Source organism: Staphylococcus sp. HMSC055C03 (assembly GCF_001809385.1).
Lineage (GTDB): Bacteria > Bacillota > Bacilli > Staphylococcales > Staphylococcaceae > Staphylococcus > Staphylococcus simulans.
This window is the reverse complement of sequence record NZ_KV797511.1, coordinates 21,053-41,086: the sequence shown is the minus strand read 5'-3', so window position 1 is coordinate 41,086 and position 20,034 is coordinate 21,053. Positions and strand designations below refer to the sequence as shown.

Genomic DNA, 20,034 nt, shown 5'->3' with positions numbered 1-20,034 from the left:
AGTGACACATTGAAGGTTAAAAAATAAATACTAGAATTGCGAACTACAAACCACAGAACGCAATCATTATACTTATAGCTTCAAATACACTCATGGGCATATCCTTTCTAAATTCAGTACAATAAAAAAACCCGCACGTGCTTTAACGTACGGGTTGAACTAATCTATTTAAGACACCTTGTTAGACTGCCGCATCTCGCTGTGACACGATTGGATGATCTAACTCAAATTTCACACCTGCTGTCACTTTCTTGTATTGATAAATGAAATAAGCAATCCAAATTAATGTTAAGACAGCACCTAAATAATAGCTAAGCGTTAAATTTAAACCGAAACCAATCTTCTGACTTAAGATATAGACAAAGATATTCCAAGTCATGAATGTCGCTGGTACAGCTGCTACCCAGAAGTTCTTCTTAGCTAGCAACAGATACATTGCGCCGACCCATAATGCGACCACTGCTGTTGTTTGGTTTGCCCATGAGAAGTAGCGCCATAGAATTGTGAAATCAATTTGTGTTAAGCCGAAACTGATAATAAACAGTGGTGTTGCAACGATAATACGTTTAACTAGAGAACGTTGATTGACATTCAAGTAATCCGCAATAATCATACGTGCACTTCTAAATGATGTATCACCACTTGTGATAGGCAAGACAATCACTCCTAACACCGCAATTGTACCTAAAACAGAACCAAGCAATAAGTGAGATGCCTCACTCACAACAAGTGCTGCTTCCCCTTTCGCAAGCACTCCTTGCAAGCCTTGATAACCATTAAATAAACTCATACCTGCTGCTGCCCAGATCATCGCTATAACCCCTTCTGCGACCATCATGCCATAGAAGATAAAGCGGCCATTCTTTTCATTGTTCGCAGTACGTGAAATAATCGGTGTTTGTGTCGCATGGAAACCTGATAATGCCCCACACGTAATCGTAAAGAATAACAGTGGGAAAATCGGTGCGCCGTCAGGGTGCATATTTTTTAAACTTAACTCTGGAATCGGTGCGCCTGTTTGAATTAAACGAAAGCCCATTGCGACCGCACTAATCAATAATAACGCTCCAAAGACTGGATAGACACGTCCTATAATTTTATCAATCGGTAAAATCGTTGAAAGAATGTAGTAAACAAAAATAACGAAGATAATAACACCTAACGCAATACGACCGTCCATCATGTTATGAAGCAATAACGCTGGACTCGTCACGAATACTGTTCCCGTAAGCAGCAACAATAAAATCGAGAAGATATTAACGAAATGCTTCATGACCTTCCCTAAGAATTTACTCGCAAGTTCAGGCAGATGTGCCCCTTTGTTTCGAATAGAAATCATACCTGTTAAATAATCATGAACGGCTCCTGCGAAAATACATCCTAAAACAATCCATAAAAATGCGACCGGTCCATATAATGCCCCCATAATTGGTCCGAAGATTGGACCTACTCCAGCAATATTCAGTAATTGAATTAACGAGTTAGACGATGTCTTCATCGGCACAAAATCTACATTATCTCTTTGATGATGTGCTGGTGTCGGTCTTCCTGTTTTCGGTCCAAACATCTTATCAATGTACTTACCATAAGTGAAATAACCAATAACTAGTAAAATGATTGAAACAATAAACGTAATCATTTCACAATCCCCCTTTTTCTATCTCTCTCCCTGTAGTTCAGATGTGACAACTTTATGAAAACGTTTTCTTAATTGAACCACATTTCTTTATTTGTCACAAGATTGTGAAATGTTTAGCTAGAAATAGTTGTTACACACTGTTTATTATTGTGTTTATAATAAATTTATGTTATAAAATAATCGTACTCGCACACGACTCTTTGAGACCGTTTCAAAGACGGTGACACATTGAAGGTTAAAAAATAAACCATCTGACTTGTCAAAGTTTGTAGATGGTTTATTTTTTTCTATTAGAAATGTACAAAAAGATAAATACTAGAATTGTGAACTGCAAATCACAGAACACAATCATTATACTTATAGCTTCAAATACACTCATAGGAATTTCCTTTCTAAATTCAGTAACTCATAAACTATTCTAGTTGTACTTCTTATGCGTGTTGTGCGATAATATAAATGTAATAAAAAAGAGCCGTGCTTGTACACGACTCTTTGAGACCGTTAAAAAGACGGTGACATAGAAAATTTTTAAAATAAGCCATTTCCTTAGTCAAAGTAGAAAGATGGCTTATTTTTTATCTCTTTTTTCAACAAGTTTCGTAATAGTAGAGACTAGATTTAGTATAAATTCACCAAATGCCAGTAGCAATACTATGACTTCAAATGTTGTCATTTAAGGCATTTCCTTTCTAAATTCGGCGATACCATAGGCATCACCTCCTTTAAATTAGATTTGCCACCATCTATTCAACTTTCTCATGCATTTATTATATTATGGCTCAATCTACTTTACATTATGATATAATGAAATTCTTTATTTTTATAACCAAACTCAATATAATTACATGTAAATGTACCTGCAATTTTTACAAATATTTTTATGAAGATGACAGTATGTGTCTAAGTTAAATATCTGAGTATGTGATTGTATTCATAAATCAAATACGACGCTATTTATACGTTTAGATAAAGAAAGGTATGCATAACATATGATTTATACATTGAGCGTTATCCTTATTCCCATAGTTGTCTTAAGCTTCATTATTTACTGTACAGTTAAGCGAAAGCCTTTGTATTATGTCATTATTGCGATGATTCTACTTCAAATCTTTAAGATACTTGATAGTATTTTTATTGAACATAAGTCTGTCCTTCAGGCATTACTTCATCCTTTTGATATTTTATTATGGGTGATATTAATTGCTTATGGGATCATTCATTATCAGAATAAACAAAAAGCATAAAACGCCTCGTGATGTCGCGAAACGTTTTATGCTTTGTCTTTTTTACTTAATTTCTCACTTACCGCAATTACCAGAACCAGTATTATAATGATTAATGCTGCGAAACCTTCAATCTTTTCACTTAAAATGGGTTGGTAAACAAACTTGGTAATAAATAGGGTTAAATAACTAATTGAAAAAATAAAAGCGATGATTTTTAACGTTTTAATCATGGTTGTACTTCTCTCTTTCTCTAACTCCTTTCACCTGATTAAGCATACACTTCTTTCTGATTAGGTGAATGCTCTTTTAATTATCATATGTAATAGTTATTTAAATTATACAATAAATAATAGCCGCTTCACACACCCATCGTGCGAAGCGGCTATCACTTTATCTCGATATTTTAATCTTCTTTATGTTGGTTCTCTTCTTGTCGCGCTTGTTCTTGCGCTTCTTGTTCTTTTTGAATTTCTTTCTCACGTTTCTCTAATGGAATAGAGAAGTCTTTTTCGTCATCAATATATGACATCTGGAAGTGTTTTGTCGGTTCTCGACGTAAGGCACCCATAATCGCAAAGATCATCAACACTAGGATGATAGAGAATGGTAAGCCTGTCACAAGTGAAGCAGTTTGTAAACTTGTTAAACCACCTGCAATAGTCATTGTGACTGAAATCGCACCGATTAATAAGCCCCAAATAACTTTATCTTTTACGTTAGGGTTATCAACCCCGCCTGTCGCCATACTTGCGACAATGTGTGTTGTAGAGTCAGCACTTGTCACAATAAAGATAAAGATTAAGGCAATGGCTAGAATGCTTGTGATATCTGAAATTGGGAATTGTTTCAACAACTCGAATAATGCGACTGAATAGTCTTTATCTACAATTTTCTCGATACCTGTATTTTGTGTTAATGCAATTTTTAATGCCGTACCACCAAATCCAGCAATCCAAGTGAATGAAATTAATGGTGGAATGATTAATACACCAATGACGAATTCACGAATTGTACGTCCACGTGATACACGGGCAACGAAACCACCGATAAATGGTGACCAAGCAATGACCCATGCCCAGTAGAAGACTGTCCATTGTTGAACCCAACTGTTATCACCTGTGTATGGATTGATACGTAAACTATATTGAATAAAGTGTGTTAAGTAATCTGAAATCGCAAGTGTATAAGATTCTAACACGAATTTTAAATCACCAAAGATTAAGATGAATATCAATAAGATTGCCCCAAGTCCGATATTGATATTACTCAACCATTTAACACCTCGGTTTAAACCTGTAAGTGCTGATCCTAAGAAGATACATACCATAATGACTGTAATCGCTACTTTAGTCACATTTGTATTCGGTACATCAAAGACATGATTTAATCCACCACTGATTTGCATAATACCTAAACCGATAGATGTCGCAATCCCCATCACTGTCGCAATAATTGCGAGAATATCGATCAAGTTACGTAAAGGTCTTGGATAAGCCTCGCCAAAGACCGGTTCCATAGCTGTAGAAATTAATCCGTTACGTTTCTTACGGAATTGGAAGTACGCTACTGTTAAACCTGCCATTGCGAAGATAGACCATTGTGAGATACCCCAGTGGAAGAAGGTATATCCCATAGCTAAACGTGCAGATTCTGCAGATTGATCTTTAACACCTGGGAACGGCACATGTAAGAAGTGTGTCAGCGGTTCTGCTACACCCCAGAAGACAATCCCAACACCAAGTCCTGCTGAGAATAACATCCCAATCCAAGACATGAATGAGAATTCTGGTTCAGAGTCATCTGCGCCGAGTTTGAAGCGGCCGTATCGTGAAACGGCTAAAGCGATTAAGAAAATATCCAGTACGACAATAATGACTAAGAAGAGCCATCCAAATGCCCCTGCGATGACATCATACGTACTCTGCGCATATTTTCCGAATAGTTTCGGGAAAATGCCCGCAACTAAAGTCGCCAGCAGGATAATCCCTACCGAAGTGAAATAAACTATATTTCTATGTTTTTCTTTCCTGGTTTTCATGTGAAATTAATAATCCCCTTCCCGCTTGTTTCATATAAGCGTTTGTTTCATTAAACCATAAACAGAACATAATCACAATTCATCATTAAAAACATTCACATCATTATTTAATTTTTATTACGAAACATTTTTAGAATTTAATATCAGCCTTACAGACACTTAAAGATGATAACCTCAAGTTTTCATTTATTTTCACAGATTCCAATATATATTTTATAATTTATACCCTTAGTTATTTATATAATAATTACATCTAACTATCATTGTTAAATTTTGAAAATTGTGATAAATTATCGTAAAATTGAATATTTTTAAATAAAGGGGGATTTTTATGCGAAGATTGGGGTACTTCGTGTTAGCCATGACAGTTATTTTAGCGAGCTGCGGTAAATCTGATGATAAGAAAACCGTAAAATCTAATACGTTTCCTGATGAAACTGTTGAGATTATTGCACCCACTTCACCAGGCGGTGGCTGGGACACCACTGCACGCGCAATTCAAAAAGTCATGTTAGATGAAAAGCTGACGAATCAAAACATTACAGTTGTGAATAAGCCTGGAGGCGGCGGTGAAGTCGGTTGGCAATACTTAAAATCACGTTCACCAAATACAATCGCCATTAACTCAAGTCTATTACTGTCTAATAAAGAATTAGGGTTAAGTGACCTTGGAGATGATGACTTCACTCCTATTGCGATTCTTGCGACTGAATGGATTAGTTTAACCGCATCAAATAAATCTAATTTGAACTCTGGTAAAGAAGTGATGGAAAAGCTCAAGAAAGATCCGAAATCACTGACAATCGGTGTCGCACCTGGTTTAGGAAATAACGACCACCTTGCATTCGTACAAGCAGCGAAACAATACGGTGTAGATGTCGATAAACTTGATTTCTTAGTGTATAAGAGTGGTGGAGATTTACAAACTGCCCTACTTGGCGGTCATGTAGATGTCGCTTCTACAGCAGTATCAGAAGTTAAAGAGCAACATCAAGTACATAAACTGAAAATGTTGGCAGTGTCATCTGATGAACGACTTGAAGGCATTAAAGATGTGCCGACTTGGCAGGAACAAGGTGTCGATATGGTGTTCCCTCATTGGCGCGGTGTCATGGGGACGAAAGATATGACAAAAGAAGAACGTGCTTATTGGGATAAGACCATGCGTAAAGTCGTACATTCTAAACAATGGCAAGAATTACGCAAAAACAATGATTGGGATAACTTCTATAAAGATAGTGCTGAATCTGAAAAATTCTTAAAAGAGCAACGAAAAAAATATGATCAGCTGATTAAAGATGCTGGTTTCTAAGGGGGAATTGTATGGCTCGTTTAATGCCGCCTATTTTACTTACGTTATTAGGCATCATCTATTTAGTTTTAACGCTGAATGTACAACGTTCACGCATTGGTGATCCAAACAGTCCAATGTACTTTCCACTGCTCATTTCAGTGTTATTGATTGTGATGAGTGTGATTTATTTCTTCCAAGAATATAAAAAAAGACATGAGCATTTTGAAATTCTAGACTTGTTACTTCAAAAGAAAACCTTAATACGCTTAGGCGCAACAGTAGCAATGATTATTATTTACGCATTGATTTTTGAACGCTTAGGTTTCTTGATTTCAACAATCCTCTTCTTAGGAGGCGTCTTGTTTTTAATCAATGGGGTGAAACACTGGCTTCAAAATATCATTGTGGCGCTCGTATTTTCAGGGATTACATGGTATACCTTCTCTCAATTATTAGATGTGAGTTTACCATAAGACAAGGGGGAGCAATATGGGAGATATCAATACGTTCTTAGAAGGTCTCACAACTGCCTTTCATCCTATGAATTTATTATGGGTGTTAATCGGCGGATTTTTAGGGACAATTGTAGGCATGCTGCCGGGGTTAGGTCCAGCGACCGCAGTTGCAGTGTTAATTCCTGTGACATTCGGTATGGAACCTGTCAGTGCCTTGATTTTAATGATTGCGATTTATTATGGCGCGATGTATGGGGGATCGCGTAGTTCTATTTTACTGAATACACCAGGTGATGGTTCTGCGATTGCGGCTACTTTCGATGGATATCCTATGACTAAAAATGGGGAAGCGGGCAAAGCTTTAACGATTTCCGCAGTCGCTTCACTCATCGGCGGTATTGTGGCAGTTGTCGGGTTTATTGTACTTGCCAAACCGCTATCAGATTTCTCACTTCAATTCGGACCACGTGAATACTTTGTATTATTCTTATTTACATTATCGACGATTGTCTCATTATCTATCGGTAAAATGGTCAAAGGTTTTATCGCTACTGCGATTGGACTCATGGTCAGTACAGTCGGCGTCGATTTACAAACAAGCGTTTACCGCTTCACCTTCGATATTCCACACCTAAGTGAAGGGATTAACTTCTTAGTTGTGATTATCGGTGTCTATGCGGTGGCTGAAGTCCTGTATAACTATATGCATCTAGAAGCATTGAAGCCGCCTGATGCGAAATTAGGATCAATGAAGTTGACGAAGACGGATTGGAAGCGGACATGGTGGACTATGTTAAGACAAAGTCCAATTGGATTCGTCATTGGTGTCTTACCAGGTGCTGGTGGTTCTATCGCTTCTATGTTGAGTTACTCTACTGAGCGGCAAGTGAACAAGAATGGTAAAGACTTTGGTAAAGGTGCGATTGAAGGGGTTGCGGCACCTGAGGCGTCTAACAACGCTGCTTCAGTTGGTGCACTGATTCCATTACTTACAATGGGCGTACCTGGTTCAGGAACAACCGCTGTTATTTTAGGTGCAGTTATTATGTTAGGTTTACAACCTGGTCCATTACTCTTTGAAAATGAACCAGAAACCATTTGGACACTGATTAACAGTATGTTTATCGGTAATATTTTCTTAGTGATTATCAACATCGCACTCATAGGTGTGTTACTTAAGATTTTACGTACACCGCCTAAAGTACTTTATCCAATTATTTTAGTGTTAGCTTACTTAGGTACATACACTTTAGGTTATAGTGTTGTAGATTTCTATATTTTATTAATCTTTGGTTTATTAGGTTTAGGTTTAAAACTTTTAGACTTCCCGATGGCTCCGCTCATCTTGGCAGCTATTGTCGGATCAGATATGGAACAGAACTTCCGTAAGAGCTTAATTACCAGCAATAATAATGTTTTCGATATTTTCTTCGGATCACCGATCAGTATTGTGTTGACGATTATGACAATACTTTCATTAACGTATCCACTGATAATGAAGATGGTGAAGAAGCGGAAGAAAGCAGAGTAAATGAAAGGCAATGATTTAACATTTTGAAAAATACCGTATAAAGCAGACACTTAAAAAGTGAAAACTTTATACGGTATTTTTTATGTTATCAGTTTTTATTCTTTATCATATTTCTTTGCGTTATATTGCTTATATTTATCGCCATCATTTTTATCTAATACCTTTATCAATGCAGGTCTATAAAGCTTATGACTATATCGCTCTAAACCAAATTTAGTTATACCATCAATGAACTCTCCAACAGTTACATCTAAATTGATTTTTGATCTTACAACTATATTTTTGTCGCAGCTTGGTTGATCGTATTGATTTTTATATATTTTGGCACTCTTATCAAATTTTCTATATTTATCAACTAAATCTTGATTAATTTTCATAATTTCTTGTATATCTTTATTAGATTCGTCTATATGATGACTCATCATTAAGACCAAGTTTTGTAGATGCATATCATACGCATTATAATCATCTGCAACCTCACTTAATATTTCATTAGTCGTTTGTCTATTTAAATTCGACATATCAAATGTAAGTTGGTTATTTCTTATTTTGGCTACTTGAAACACCAAAATATCTAGCATACTGACTAAATCATTTCTATAAGCCACTTCTTGTTCTCGCTTTTGTTTTTCAAACTGCAAATTAATACCATAAATTGTAATGACACATGTTGTAATAGCCCCGATGATTGCTGAAATAATTTCTACCATTTATACCATCTCCTAAACACTAATCTTCTTTTTTAGTATTACACAATATCAAACGTTTTGATATATTATTTACAAAAAAACAAGAAATAATGTTTCAGTTTTAAAATTTAGCATTTCTATTAAAGGTTCACCCCCCTATAATATAATGATTTCTAATAAAGTAGCTGGCTCTCTCTGCTAACTCACAACAATTCTTACTACTCCTTCTATCTTCTTATGTTAAAAAGTTGATATTTATATTATATATTTATGTTAATTTTTATTTAATTAATAGTAAATTTATATATTGTTATTATTTAAGTGATATTATTGGAATGGGATGTTAGGGATGTTTGCTAATAAACGGAGGCCTAACCATGAATTATAAAAAAGTTGCTTTCTCACTTTCTGTTTTAACTGTATTATTCAGTGTAACAAGTCAAACTTTTGTAGATGCTGTTGAACAAATATCTAGTGAAAACGAATCCTCAAGCCTTTATACTAATGAAGAATTAGATATGGAAGGTTTAACTAGGACATTATCTGCTATTGAACACATGCCAGACTCTGTTATTAATGAAGGAAAACCCGCAATTGAAAACTACTTAAATGAACAAGGAGTAGGTGTTCAAACTTACGGAGCAAGTGTCAGTAATTATGCAGCTTGTACAGGAGCAATAGGATATGCACTTGTCACTAATTTTACACCTGCTAAAATCGCAAAAGTAAAGTCTGCTTTAAAAGCTGCCGGGGGCACATTAACGTTTGTTAAGAAGATGTCTGGAGCATATAAACAGTTAAGAAAACTTGGTCATAGTAAACAAAGCGCTGTTAAGAACGCCGCAGCACAAGCTGCAAAAGCGGCTGGACCAGATGTTAAAGAAGCTTTATTAGATTTCTTCGGTATCGCAACAATTGTAGGCGCCTGTGCACCTATCTTTGAAAAATAAAACTACTGAGGTGAATACCACTTGAATACCAAAAAGAAAGAAACACTTTATCTCATAGGATTCGTTATAATTTTGATTGTTTTATTCTTGCCTATCAGCGCATTCATAAAAGCTGTTGTAACTATAGTATTATTAGTGTTGGCAGTAATATTAAGGTTTTTTGTGAAGAATAATGATGAAGATAGATAGTTATAAAAATAGCCTCGTCCGCTTTTTTGGACGAGGCTATTTGATCTTTATATTAGTCTAAGAAACCGTTAGGATAAACCATCACTTTTAATGAACCTTGTTTGTTGTTGAGTGCTCTTTCTAATGCTGCTTTTGTATCTTTAAGTTCATATGAATCTGTGAACATTGAGTCTAAATCTGCGTCTGTATTGTTTAACATTTCAATACCCATTGGGTAAGTGTTTGCGTAACGGAAGACACCATAAATATTTAATTCACGGTTACCAATGAATGGAATGTTTAACGCAATTTCCTCTTGTTGTGGTAGGCCAACGATAGATAAGCTACCGCCTACTGCTAGAGATTGTACAGCTGATTGTAGTGCTGCTGGATGACCTGCTGTTTCAAAGGCATAGTCTGCACCTTTACCGTTTGTAATTTCTTGGATACGTTCTACTGAATCTTCTTTAGAAATATTAATTGTTTCAGTCGCACCAAGTTTTAACGCTTCTTCTAAACGAATATCTGCTAAGTCAGTCACGATGATACGTGTCGCACCAAATGCTTTAGCTGCCACAACCGCCATTAAACCAACTGGGCCCATACCTGTAATTACGACTGTTGAACCTGGTTGAACACCTGCACGTTTACAAGCTTGAATACCTACTGAGAATGGTTCGTTTAATGATGCTTGTTCATAAGATAATGAATCTGGAATTGGGAATAAGAAGTCTTCTGGATGTGCAATGTACTGTGCGAATGCACCATCAATCGGTGGTGTTGCTAGAAACTCAACATCTTGGCATAAGTTGTATTGCCCTTTTTGACATTGTTCACATTTACCACATGGTACACCTGGCTCTACTGCGACTCTGTCACCTACTGAAAACTTCGTCACATCTTCACCAACTGCCGCAACCATACCGGCACATTCGTGACCTAAGATTAATGGTTCTTTGACAATGAAATCACCGATTTTACCATGTTCATAGTAATGGACGTCAGAACCGCAAACACCCACCGCCATCATTTTAACTAAGACTTCCTTCGGTTCTAATTTCGGCACATCGACTTCTTTGATTTCAATATCGAATGGTTTATTTAATAAAGCTATCTGCATTGTTTCAGGAATATTATTTGTCATCTGTATAACCCCCGTGATTTTGTTGAATTGATAACAGATCCGCTGTCATCTGTTTCGTATTTTGATAAACGTCTTGATACACTTTGAAGTAACGTTCATAAATTTTATGCTTTTGTGTATTTGGTTTGAAGGTCGTGTCGTATTGAATAAAGGTTTCAACACAGTCTTTTAATGAATCGAACCAACCAACACCATATGCAGCTAGAATTGCTGCGCCCATACTTGGCCCTTCTTCGTGTTTTAATTTCTTAACTTCTAAATTGAATACATCTGCTTGAAGTTGTAACCAGAAATCACTTTTAGCGCCGCCGCCAATTGAAGTGATGGTGTGAATCGCTGGATAAAACTGTCTGATATAGTCTAATGATTCATAAAGCGAATACGTGATGCCTTCAATCACTGCACGTGAGAAATCTTCACGTGTTTGTTTACCACTGATACCGATAAAGCTGCCACGAATTTTCGCATCGCCATGTGGTGTACGTTCTCCCATTAAGTATGGTGTGAATACTAAACCATTCGCACCTGGCGAGGAACTTTCCGCATCTTCCGTAATGTCTTCAAAGCTTTGTTCTGCATAGAAATTACGTTTATACCAGTCTAAACTGAAGCCTGCAGCAAGTGTAACCCCCATCGCATAAGAAATATCCGGTGTGACATGTTTAAAATAGTGAATATTATTTTGATAATCACTATAATCTTTCTGACAAACGAGTACTACACCAGACGTACCGATACTGCACATCGCATCTCCTTCACCGATAATACCGGCACCGAGTGCACCACATGCATTGTCAGCACCACCCGCAATCACTTTTGTTGAAGTTGGTAAGTTTAATTCTTGCGCTACTGTTTCAGTTACTCCACCCACTACATCTGTTGAATTAACAAGTTCTGGAAGTAAATGTGAAAGTTCATAGTAAACGCTTGTTTCTTTATCCCATGCTTCACTTTCACTGTTGTAAAGCAGTGTACCGGATGCATCAGATTTCTCCATTTGGACCTTGCCAGTTAATGCATATCTGACATAATCCTTTGGAAGAATGAATGTTTCAGCTTTCTCAAAGTGTTGTGGTTCATGTGCTTTCACCCATAATAATTTTGGTAACGTGAAGCCTTCTAGAATAGGATTGCCCAGTAATTTATCTCCGAACTGTGCTTTAATTTCATCACATTGTTCAGTATTTCTAGTATCGTTCCATAAGATTGCCGGGCGAATAGGATGATTGTCTTTGTCTAATAACACTAAGCCATGCATTTGGCCCGAGAAAGACATACCTTCTATTTGGTACTGACTATCGTCTAACTGATCTGTCAGTGTTTGAATTGCTTGTTTTGTTGCTTGTACCCATTCATCTGGGTTTTGTTCACTATAACCATTTTGCGGTTGTGAAATACTGATAGGTTCACTGCTTGATGTCACAATCGAACCTTGTTGGTCAACCGCAATCACTTTAACTGAGCTTGTTCCTAAATCTATACCTAAAACAAGTGGTTTCAATATGTTTCATCTGCCTTTTTAAATATTTACATTATCCGGTTTAGGTTGGATCACTTTACGTGGTTTTTCTTTTAATCCTGGTTGATGTACTTTGATGAAGTACGTCAATACAGCACCAAAGAAGTATAATAATGCGAATGCCCATACCACACCGATTTCATTGAAGACTGGTAATAATACTGTCGCAATCACAGATGGTAAGAAGTTACTTAAACCAGCTGCTAAGTTATGTGAAGATAATGTTGCACCGATATGATTTGGTTCTAACGCTGTGAAAATCGCGAAAATCGGAACGAATGCTGATTGTGTAATACCAAATAATACAGCACATAATACGCCGATCAAGAATACGTCTCCGCTAATCATCGGTAAGTAATAGAATGTCAGTGTTGTGATACCGCAACCGACACAACCGAACCACATGACTTGGCGTTTCCAACCGATTTTGTCTGCAGTAATACCCCAGAATACGTCACCAACAATACAAGTGACATGCATTGTACCCCAGATCCATAACCATTGTTGCATCGTAAAGCCGATTTCATCTGTAAATAAAACTGGGAAGATAATCACTAATCCAAAGAGTGATAGTTGGTTAATAATTCTTACAATGAATACTTTAATAATTTCAGGGTTCTTATAAACCACACCGATATCTTTAAGCACCTTCTTATAACGATCACTTACTGCTAAATCTGCGTTAGGTTTCACATTGTCTTTACCTACTGCGATATAAGCAATAATACCGCCAATCATAATCCATACGATAGATAGCCATAGTGTTCCCATGAAGCCCATATATGGAATTGTGAAACTTGGTAAGTATGAACCTACAACACCCATACCTACTGAGAACATCGCCCAGAACCAACCGATTGCTGTCGCAAGTCGTGCTTTATTTGTAATGTATGTCACCCATACTAAGAAACCGTATAAGAATAATGGATATGCGATACCTCTGATACCGTACATCAATAACATCATGTTGTAATTTTCAACTTGCAAACCAAACGTCAAGAAAAGTACATGGAAGACAATCCATAATACAACACCGCTTGTCATTACTTTTCTTGGTCCATATACGTCAGATAAGACTGCCGCTAACCATGAACCCACTACTACCATCACACCATATACCGCAAAGACTAATGATGCTTGGCTTTTGCTGAATCCAATGTCTACGATGTATTTAGACAAGAAGGCTTGTTCAATACCGTCTCCTGTCATAAAAATAAAGATTGCGATAATACCTAAGAATACAACTGTTGGTATTCCCATCCATAACTTTCTATTTTTCTCTATCGTCATTATAGATTTCCCCCTCATTTATAACTAACTTAAACGTTTAAGTTTGACGTTAAGAAAAAAGAACGAACTAGCGTTCATTTTTCTTAGCGCACGATGCTCTTATGGCTAAATGCGTCGATAACTCTACCGAAGTTGCAGGTTCATCGTTGTTCATTTCAATGATTAATTGTGCTGCACATTCACCGAGTTTACTTGCTGGTTGTTCTACGACCGTAATGGCTGGTGAATATATTTCGTTCCAATGACTATTATCAAAGCCGATAAATGAAATATCTTTGCCGATTTGAATATCCAGTTCTTTAAAGGCTTGTAACGCACCGATCATCAATAAATAGTTCGTTGCGATTAACGCACTTGGCGCATCTTTTGAAGTCAGCCATTGCTTAGTCGCAAGATACCCGCTTCTTATCTGAGCCTCAGTCCCCAATTTATCATCACTAAAACTCATTAAATGCGCATCAACTGTTAACTGATTATCCATTAACGCTTGTTCATATCCTGCTTGTCTATGGGTAGTTGTACTGATCTTAGGATTTGCCAATAAAATCGCAATAGACGTGTGGCCTAACTCCAATAAGTGTTTAGTTGCTTGATAACCAGCTGCTTGGTTATTCACCGTGACACTTGGCACATCACTCGCTTCAATCGTTCTGTCTACTGTCACAATCGGTGTCTTTTTCCATTCATCTTTTAATGTCAGATGTGATGAAACAGGTGCTAACACAATCGCATTGACACGTTGTTTCACAAATAAATCTATCAATTCATTTTGTCGTTGTTCACTTTCTTCTGACGAAATCACAATCACTTGCAAGTTGTGTTCTAAACACACTGTAGTTAAACCGTTTAAAATATCCGTAAAGAATGGGTTTTGGTCAGGGACAATAAAGGCAACTAAGTTACTCTGGCCGCTTTTTAACTGACGAGCATACGTATTTGGTTGATAACCCAGCGACTCAACAGCTACTTCTACTTTCGCTTTCGTTTTTTCGCTGACTTGTCCTTTTTTACCATTCATCACATTTGAAACGGTCGCTACAGAAACACCTGCTGCTTTTGCGACGTCGTGAAGTGTTGGATTATTGTTCATATTGATTACTTCCTTAAACGTTTAAGTTAAAACTGATTCTTATTTTAATGTATCCTAGTATAAATGTAAAGGCTTACATTTACAAAATACAATAAACCCGGCTCCTATGACTACTTAGGAACCGGGTAGTGAAAATTAAACTATTCTGTGAATAACGTTTAATTCATTTTTAGTTATAAGTGTATAGAATTCTAAATATTGGGAATTTATCAAAGAAGGACCTTCGAAGTATGACACCACGTAACAGCAATCTATCAATCTGCATTCTCAAGTTTGAGAGAAACATTCGTAACTATTTTCTTATTCCAATGAATGCATTCGAATAAATCGGGGTCGAAAAACATATAATTATAAGTAGTGGGGTCGAATATACTACTGTATTTAATGCCGTCGTAGCCTAAACTTTTAATATAATCTGCGATATATTGAAAAGGTATATATTCTTGACCTTGAGGTGAACTAGGTTCAGATATTCCGCTTTGAATATGTTTAATAACATCATAATTCACATAATACTTGGAAACTTCTTCCAAACCTCTATTTAATGATTTCGCAGTAAAATCAGATAAATCAGCAATGAGTATAGAAGCTAACAATTCATTTTGTTTACCTCTTAAATATGGGTAGTACATGCTTTGACCTCCTTCATCATTTCATACAACTTATGAGTTTCATTAAGGTTTAATTTATTAAAGTATAAAAGGAATTTTAACTCTTTAGGTGCCTCTAGAAATTCTTTTTCAAACTTCTGAAGTGCATTTCTTTTCTTCAATTGCTTCAACATTGCATCATAAACTTCAAGAATATCACACTGTTTAAATACCTCTAATACAGTTTTGTATTCTGTGAAATCCGTGTATGTCGGTATGGATACATTCAAAGCTTTCAATACACTTATACGTTCTGGCTTTCTTAAAAATTTATAAATGCTTTCTATGTTTAAACAATCAGAATAAGCAGTTGGCTTTTGCACCTCGTGAAGTGTATTTCTTTTAGTAAGCACATAAATCCCTATAGATGATTGACTATAATGCTTTTTGACTTTTTCTACATGGCTTTGATCAGTCACAATCGACACATGATTAAACACTTTATAATAATCTTCTATTTGGCGTTCTAAACGATTTAAACTATCTAATGCAGTTTTAATTTCGTACACTTCTGCTTTCCCATTAATTAAAATAAAGTCAGCAATACTTTTTTCTATAGGCATTTCAGATAGCGCTACTGTCGTATGAATCGAATGTTTACCTAGCAGCAACTTGTTTAACAATGTATTTTTAAAGTAATACTCATTCCTATAACTTCTTTGTAGTACTTTATATAAGGACTGTAACTTTTCTACGCTGCTTTTTTGTGTAGTATCTTGAACAAATTCAGAGTATACTTCATCAACTTTAATATCCGATTGATTACGAACAAGAGCACGTAAAGTTTGATTAGAAAACATTTGATTCAAAACTTCAATTTTCATTGTTTTCAGCACCTCATCAATTCATTTTTTACAAATTATAATTAAGCCTCGGCTCAATAAGTTTAAAGATTATTATAAACCACTATGAAGTATTAAGCATCTTTTTTATTAAGCACAAAAAAGCACCCGGCTCCTATGACTACTTAGGAACCGGGTACTATGATGATTGTTGATGAATCATCTTATATTCACTAGGGGGTTGGGGTTTTATTGGATTATTTTTTAACTAAAGGAATGGATTTTTCCTTTTTTAATGGCAGTCAGAACGTTGATGTCTTCATCTACTAAAATGAGGTCTGCATCTTTGCCTGGTTTGATACTACCTTTTTGATTATCTATTTTGAGTGCTTTCGCTTGGTTCAAACTCGTTGTTCTCCATGCGTTTTCTAAAGTGTCACCTGTAAAATCAAGTAAGTTTTTAAGTCCTTGATTCATTCTTAATATACTACCCGCAAGAGAACCTGTTTTTAATCTTGCTTCTTTTCCTTTCACTACGACAGTTTGGCCGCCAAGGTCGTATTCGCCTTCTGACATACCTTTCGCGCGCATCGCATCTGTAATCACATAAAAGTGTTCATTGCCTTTCATTTTATAGGCAATTTTAATAGATGCCGGATGAGAGTGTACACCGTCTACAATCAATTCTGTACTTAAATCATCATTCGTCCACGCAGCACCGAAATCACCAGGGGCACGGTGTAAGAATGGTGTACCTGCATTGTATAGATGAGTAATGTGTTTTGCGCCTTTGGCTACAGCGGCATTGACTTGGTCGAAGTCTGCTGTCGTATGGCCGATAGAGAAGATAATCTCATCTTTAAATGCTTCTAACATAACATCAGCACCTTCCACTTCGGGAGCGAAAGTGAGAATTTTGATATTATGATCTGCTGTTTCTTGGAAATGTTTCAGTTTCTCAACACTTGGTTGTTGTACGTAGGCTGGATTTTGTGCACCGACTTTATGTTCTGAAATAAACGGTCCTTCTAAATGGATACCGACAATTTCCGCAGCATTATAGCTGTTTTGTGTTGCTTTATACGCAACAATTGATTCTAACGCTTTATTAATATTTTCTTCAGATTGTGTCATTGTTATCGCTAAGAAAGAAGTGGTCCCTTCGCTTAGTAAATTCTCAGCTAAGTGTTGTAACCCTTCAACAGATGCATCCATCGCATCATTGCCATATCCACCGTGGATATGAATATCTATAAATCCTGGAAGTAAGATTTTACCTTCCGCATCATGTTGAGTAAGCGGGCCTGTATACACACCACTTTCTACTGCTTCAATTTTACTGTCTTTAATATGGACATATCCTGATTCAATCACTTGATCTTCACTGTAAATCTTAGCGTTGCTAATTACATATTCTGACATGTTTCTACCTTCTTATTCGTAATCTATAATAATAAATCGTTTACTTTCACAATATACTCTTTCGTTTTTCCAACAATATCTTGTGCTTCTCCTAAGAGTTCACCATTTACATATGCGACAATCATTGGCAAGTTCATACCAGCATATAAATCAAACTGCTGACCTTGCATTAATAATTTAGCCGCAACATTGGCAGGTGTCCCGCCCATTAAATCCGCAAAGACTGTAAAGCCGTCTTCTTTGGCCATTTCCGCAAGTAATTTTGCTTGGAAGTCCTCTGCACTTTCTTCTGGTAACAACGGGACAGGAACGATATCAGGTTGTTCACCTAAAATCATTTCTGCACTTTCTTTTAAACCTTCACAAAATGCGCCATGACTGATTAATATTAATTTTTTCATCTCTTTGTTTCCACCTTTGAATTAAGCTTTACCGATAATGCCTAATGCAGATAAGATAATTGATACAACTAATACGATAAAGATGGCTTTAGTTGAACTCATTTTATTGCGTCCAAGTAACCAGTAAATCGCTAATACGATACCAAGTGGTAATAATTTAGGTAAGATCATATCGATATTGTTTTGAACATCAATTGTCAATTTACCGATGTGCAGCATCCAAGCGAACTTCACTTTAATCATCGTGGCGACGAGAGCTCCGACCATGAAGACCCCGAGCAATGTAGCTGCGTTCGTTAAGTTCTCAAGTCTGTGTTGCATTGTCGTAACAAGGGATACCCCTTCTTTATACGCGAATTCTAATTGTTTCCATCTGAATACCATAACGGCGATTTGAGCTGCTAACCAGATAAATGCGCCGATCGGGTTACCGTTGATTGCCATGTTGGCAGCTAAAGCACCGAAGATTGTCGGGATTAATGAGGCAAAGATTGAGTCACCGATTGCGGCGAATGGTCCCATTAAACCAACTTTCAAACCTTGTACTGAGTCTTTAGCTTTTACTTTTTCTTTCTCTTCCATTGCGATATCAATACCCATGATGATGGTATTGAAGAAGTTACTTGTGTTAAAGAATTGTGTATGAGTTTTCATCATTTCTTTAAGTTCTGGTGTGCCGTCGCCATAAATCTTTCTTAATTGCGGAAGGATAGTATACAAATAACCAGAGGCTTGCATACGTTCATAGTTCCACCCTAATTGATAGGCAAATAAGCTACGGCGATTGATTTGATTAAAATCTTTTTTGGTTAATTTATAAGATGTGCCGTTTTGATTATTAGAGTTCGTCATCCTCAATCTCTCCTTCGCTGTTATTATTCTGAGCTGCGCCACCATACTGCGGTACTGGACGGCTTTCTGATGTACGTTTGTATTCAATTGCCGCAAACGCGAAACCGATCAATGCGATACCTAACATTGATAAACCAGTGAATTTAATACCGAAGTGTTTATCTAAGCCAGCCACTGCTGTACCAAGTCCAGTCATACCATCAAATACAGTTACGAATAATGCTGTTAATACGAAACCTAAAATGAAGTATGGGAAATGTTTCTTAATAGGTAGATAACGTAAAAGGATTGCGAAACCTACAGCTGGTAAAACGGCACCGGCAACAGTTAAACCATCACCTAACCATTTCAAATCTGAGTTCAAGTAATTTACAACGGCTTTCACTACGCCGCCACCAAAAGCTAATGCTAAGAATACTGGAATCATTCTTGATAATGACCAAGGAATCATACCGTATAAATAGTTTCTTTCAATTGCTTTGTAATCAAATGATTCGATTTTCGCATCGATTCTATGCGCAAAGAATGTGTTAGCAAAACGTGCTAAAATATCTGTTTGAATCATTAAGCTCGCAACCGGCACGGCCAATGTTGCTAAAGCTTGTTGCGGGTTCATTCCAAGTGCTACTGAGAATGCGACCGCAAGTAAGGTACCAGAGTTGGCATCAATTCTTGATGCACCCCCGAATGTCCCTACACCTAAAATCGTTAATTGCATACTACCGCCGATAATCAACCCTGTTGTCACATCGCCCATAATCAAACCGGCGATTAATCCCGCAAATACAGGTTGGCTTAAAGATGAATAAATTTGGATTTCATCTAGGATTTGATACCCTGCATACAAGGTTAATAATAAAATCTGCCACCAAAGTATTTCCATGTTGTCTTCAC

General features: G+C 36.7%; 20 protein-coding genes. 4 read left to right on the top strand and 16 right to left on the bottom strand.

The features are described from left to right. Positions 1-43: 43 nt before the first annotated feature. The 5 genes from HMPREF2603_RS13845 to HMPREF2603_RS10055 all read right to left on the bottom strand — a co-directional run bounded on the left by HMPREF2603_RS13845 (position 44) and on the right by HMPREF2603_RS10055 (position 4,903). A complete protein-coding gene (locus HMPREF2603_RS13845) occupies positions 44-94 on the bottom strand; it encodes a putative holin-like toxin (protein ID WP_226956322.1) in 51 nt (16 codons plus the stop codon). An 87-nt stretch (positions 95-181) separates the two neighbouring features. Beyond that, positions 182-1,639, bottom strand: coding sequence for a carbon starvation CstA family protein (locus HMPREF2603_RS10070; RefSeq protein ID WP_060804717.1), 1,458 nt, complete (start codon positions 1,637-1,639; stop codon positions 182-184). A gap of 568 nt (positions 1,640-2,207) precedes the next feature. Beyond that, on the bottom strand, positions 2,208-2,312 hold the full coding sequence (locus HMPREF2603_RS13840; RefSeq protein WP_107529461.1) for a putative holin-like toxin: 105 nt from the start codon (positions 2,310-2,312) through the stop codon (positions 2,208-2,210). 597 nt (positions 2,313-2,909) lie between these two features. Next, positions 2,910-3,095: a hypothetical protein gene (locus tag HMPREF2603_RS10060; protein WP_060804722.1), complete on the bottom strand. Its 186-nt coding sequence runs from the start codon at positions 3,093-3,095 to the stop codon at positions 2,910-2,912. A gap of 173 nt (positions 3,096-3,268) precedes the next feature. Then, the gene (locus HMPREF2603_RS10055; RefSeq protein ID WP_060804724.1) at positions 3,269-4,903 is read right to left on the bottom strand and encodes a BCCT family transporter; all 1,635 of its coding nucleotides are present in this window, start codon (positions 4,901-4,903) and stop codon (positions 3,269-3,271) included. A gap of 331 nt (positions 4,904-5,234) precedes the next feature. Between HMPREF2603_RS10055 and HMPREF2603_RS10050 the strand changes: the two genes are divergently transcribed. The 3 genes from HMPREF2603_RS10050 to HMPREF2603_RS10040 are packed head-to-tail and all read left to right on the top strand — an operon-like array spanning position 5,235 to position 8,183. After that, positions 5,235-6,215 (top strand): tripartite tricarboxylate transporter substrate binding protein, encoded by a 981-nt coding sequence (locus tag HMPREF2603_RS10050; RefSeq protein WP_070502097.1) that lies wholly within the window; start codon positions 5,235-5,237, stop codon positions 6,213-6,215. 11 nt (positions 6,216-6,226) lie between these two features. Beyond that, positions 6,227-6,670, top strand: coding sequence for a tripartite tricarboxylate transporter TctB family protein (locus HMPREF2603_RS10045; RefSeq protein WP_060804726.1), 444 nt, complete (start codon positions 6,227-6,229; stop codon positions 6,668-6,670). A 16-nt stretch (positions 6,671-6,686) separates the two neighbouring features. Continuing rightward, positions 6,687-8,183 (top strand): tripartite tricarboxylate transporter permease, encoded by a 1,497-nt coding sequence (locus HMPREF2603_RS10040; protein WP_060804727.1) that lies wholly within the window; start codon positions 6,687-6,689, stop codon positions 8,181-8,183. A gap of 95 nt (positions 8,184-8,278) precedes the next feature. Here the strand turns inward: HMPREF2603_RS10040 and HMPREF2603_RS10035 are convergent, their stop codons facing one another. Continuing rightward, positions 8,279-8,893 carry a hypothetical protein gene (locus HMPREF2603_RS10035; RefSeq protein WP_060804728.1) on the bottom strand — a complete coding sequence of 205 codons (615 nt, stop codon included), beginning with the start codon at positions 8,891-8,893 and terminating at the stop codon, positions 8,279-8,281. A 356-nt stretch (positions 8,894-9,249) separates the two neighbouring features. Here HMPREF2603_RS10035 and HMPREF2603_RS10030 point away from each other — a divergent pair, with 356 nt between their 5' ends. Beyond that, the gene (locus tag HMPREF2603_RS10030; protein WP_083297517.1) at positions 9,250-9,822 is read left to right on the top strand and encodes a hypothetical protein; all 573 of its coding nucleotides are present in this window, start codon (positions 9,250-9,252) and stop codon (positions 9,820-9,822) included. 241 nt (positions 9,823-10,063) lie between these two features. Here the strand turns inward: HMPREF2603_RS10030 and HMPREF2603_RS10025 are convergent, their stop codons facing one another. The 10 genes from HMPREF2603_RS10025 to HMPREF2603_RS09980 form a co-directional block, all read right to left on the bottom strand. Then, entirely contained in the window at positions 10,064-11,134 is a 1,071-nt protein-coding gene (locus HMPREF2603_RS10025) for an NAD(P)-dependent alcohol dehydrogenase (protein ID WP_060804729.1), read from the bottom strand. Continuing rightward, positions 11,124-12,638 carry a xylulokinase gene (gene xylB / locus HMPREF2603_RS10020; RefSeq protein WP_180363567.1) on the bottom strand — a complete coding sequence of 505 codons (1,515 nt, stop codon included), beginning with the start codon at positions 12,636-12,638 and terminating at the stop codon, positions 11,124-11,126. The genes HMPREF2603_RS10025 and xylB overlap by 11 nt, the downstream gene beginning before the upstream one ends. Before the next feature lie 15 nt (positions 12,639-12,653). Beyond that, on the bottom strand, positions 12,654-13,943 hold the full coding sequence (locus tag HMPREF2603_RS10015) for an MFS transporter (protein WP_002480153.1): 1,290 nt from the start codon (positions 13,941-13,943) through the stop codon (positions 12,654-12,656). A gap of 67 nt (positions 13,944-14,010) precedes the next feature. Continuing rightward, the gene (locus HMPREF2603_RS10010) at positions 14,011-15,033 is read right to left on the bottom strand and encodes a LacI family DNA-binding transcriptional regulator (RefSeq protein WP_060804731.1); all 1,023 of its coding nucleotides are present in this window, start codon (positions 15,031-15,033) and stop codon (positions 14,011-14,013) included. 254 nt (positions 15,034-15,287) lie between these two features. After that, on the bottom strand, positions 15,288-15,665 hold the full coding sequence (locus HMPREF2603_RS10005; RefSeq protein WP_060804732.1) for an RES family NAD+ phosphorylase: 378 nt from the start codon (positions 15,663-15,665) through the stop codon (positions 15,288-15,290). After that, positions 15,647-16,507 (bottom strand): sce7726 family protein, encoded by an 861-nt coding sequence (locus HMPREF2603_RS10000; protein WP_060804733.1) that lies wholly within the window; start codon positions 16,505-16,507, stop codon positions 15,647-15,649. The genes HMPREF2603_RS10005 and HMPREF2603_RS10000 overlap by 19 nt, the downstream gene beginning before the upstream one ends. Before the next feature lie 222 nt (positions 16,508-16,729). Beyond that, positions 16,730-17,887: an N-acetylglucosamine-6-phosphate deacetylase gene (gene nagA / locus HMPREF2603_RS09995; RefSeq protein WP_060804734.1), complete on the bottom strand. Its 1,158-nt coding sequence runs from the start codon at positions 17,885-17,887 to the stop codon at positions 16,730-16,732. A gap of 23 nt (positions 17,888-17,910) precedes the next feature. After that, positions 17,911-18,288, bottom strand: coding sequence for a PTS sugar transporter subunit IIA (locus HMPREF2603_RS09990; RefSeq protein ID WP_002480156.1), 378 nt, complete (start codon positions 18,286-18,288; stop codon positions 17,911-17,913). 21 nt (positions 18,289-18,309) lie between these two features. Next, positions 18,310-19,140: a PTS system mannose/fructose/sorbose family transporter subunit IID gene (locus HMPREF2603_RS09985; protein WP_060804735.1), complete on the bottom strand. Its 831-nt coding sequence runs from the start codon at positions 19,138-19,140 to the stop codon at positions 18,310-18,312. After that, positions 19,127-20,023, bottom strand: a complete 897-nt coding sequence (locus tag HMPREF2603_RS09980) for a PTS mannose/fructose/sorbose/N-acetylgalactosamine transporter subunit IIC (RefSeq protein WP_002480158.1) — start codon at positions 20,021-20,023, stop codon at positions 19,127-19,129. The genes HMPREF2603_RS09985 and HMPREF2603_RS09980 overlap by 14 nt, the downstream gene beginning before the upstream one ends. Positions 20,024-20,034: the final 11 nt, after the last annotated feature.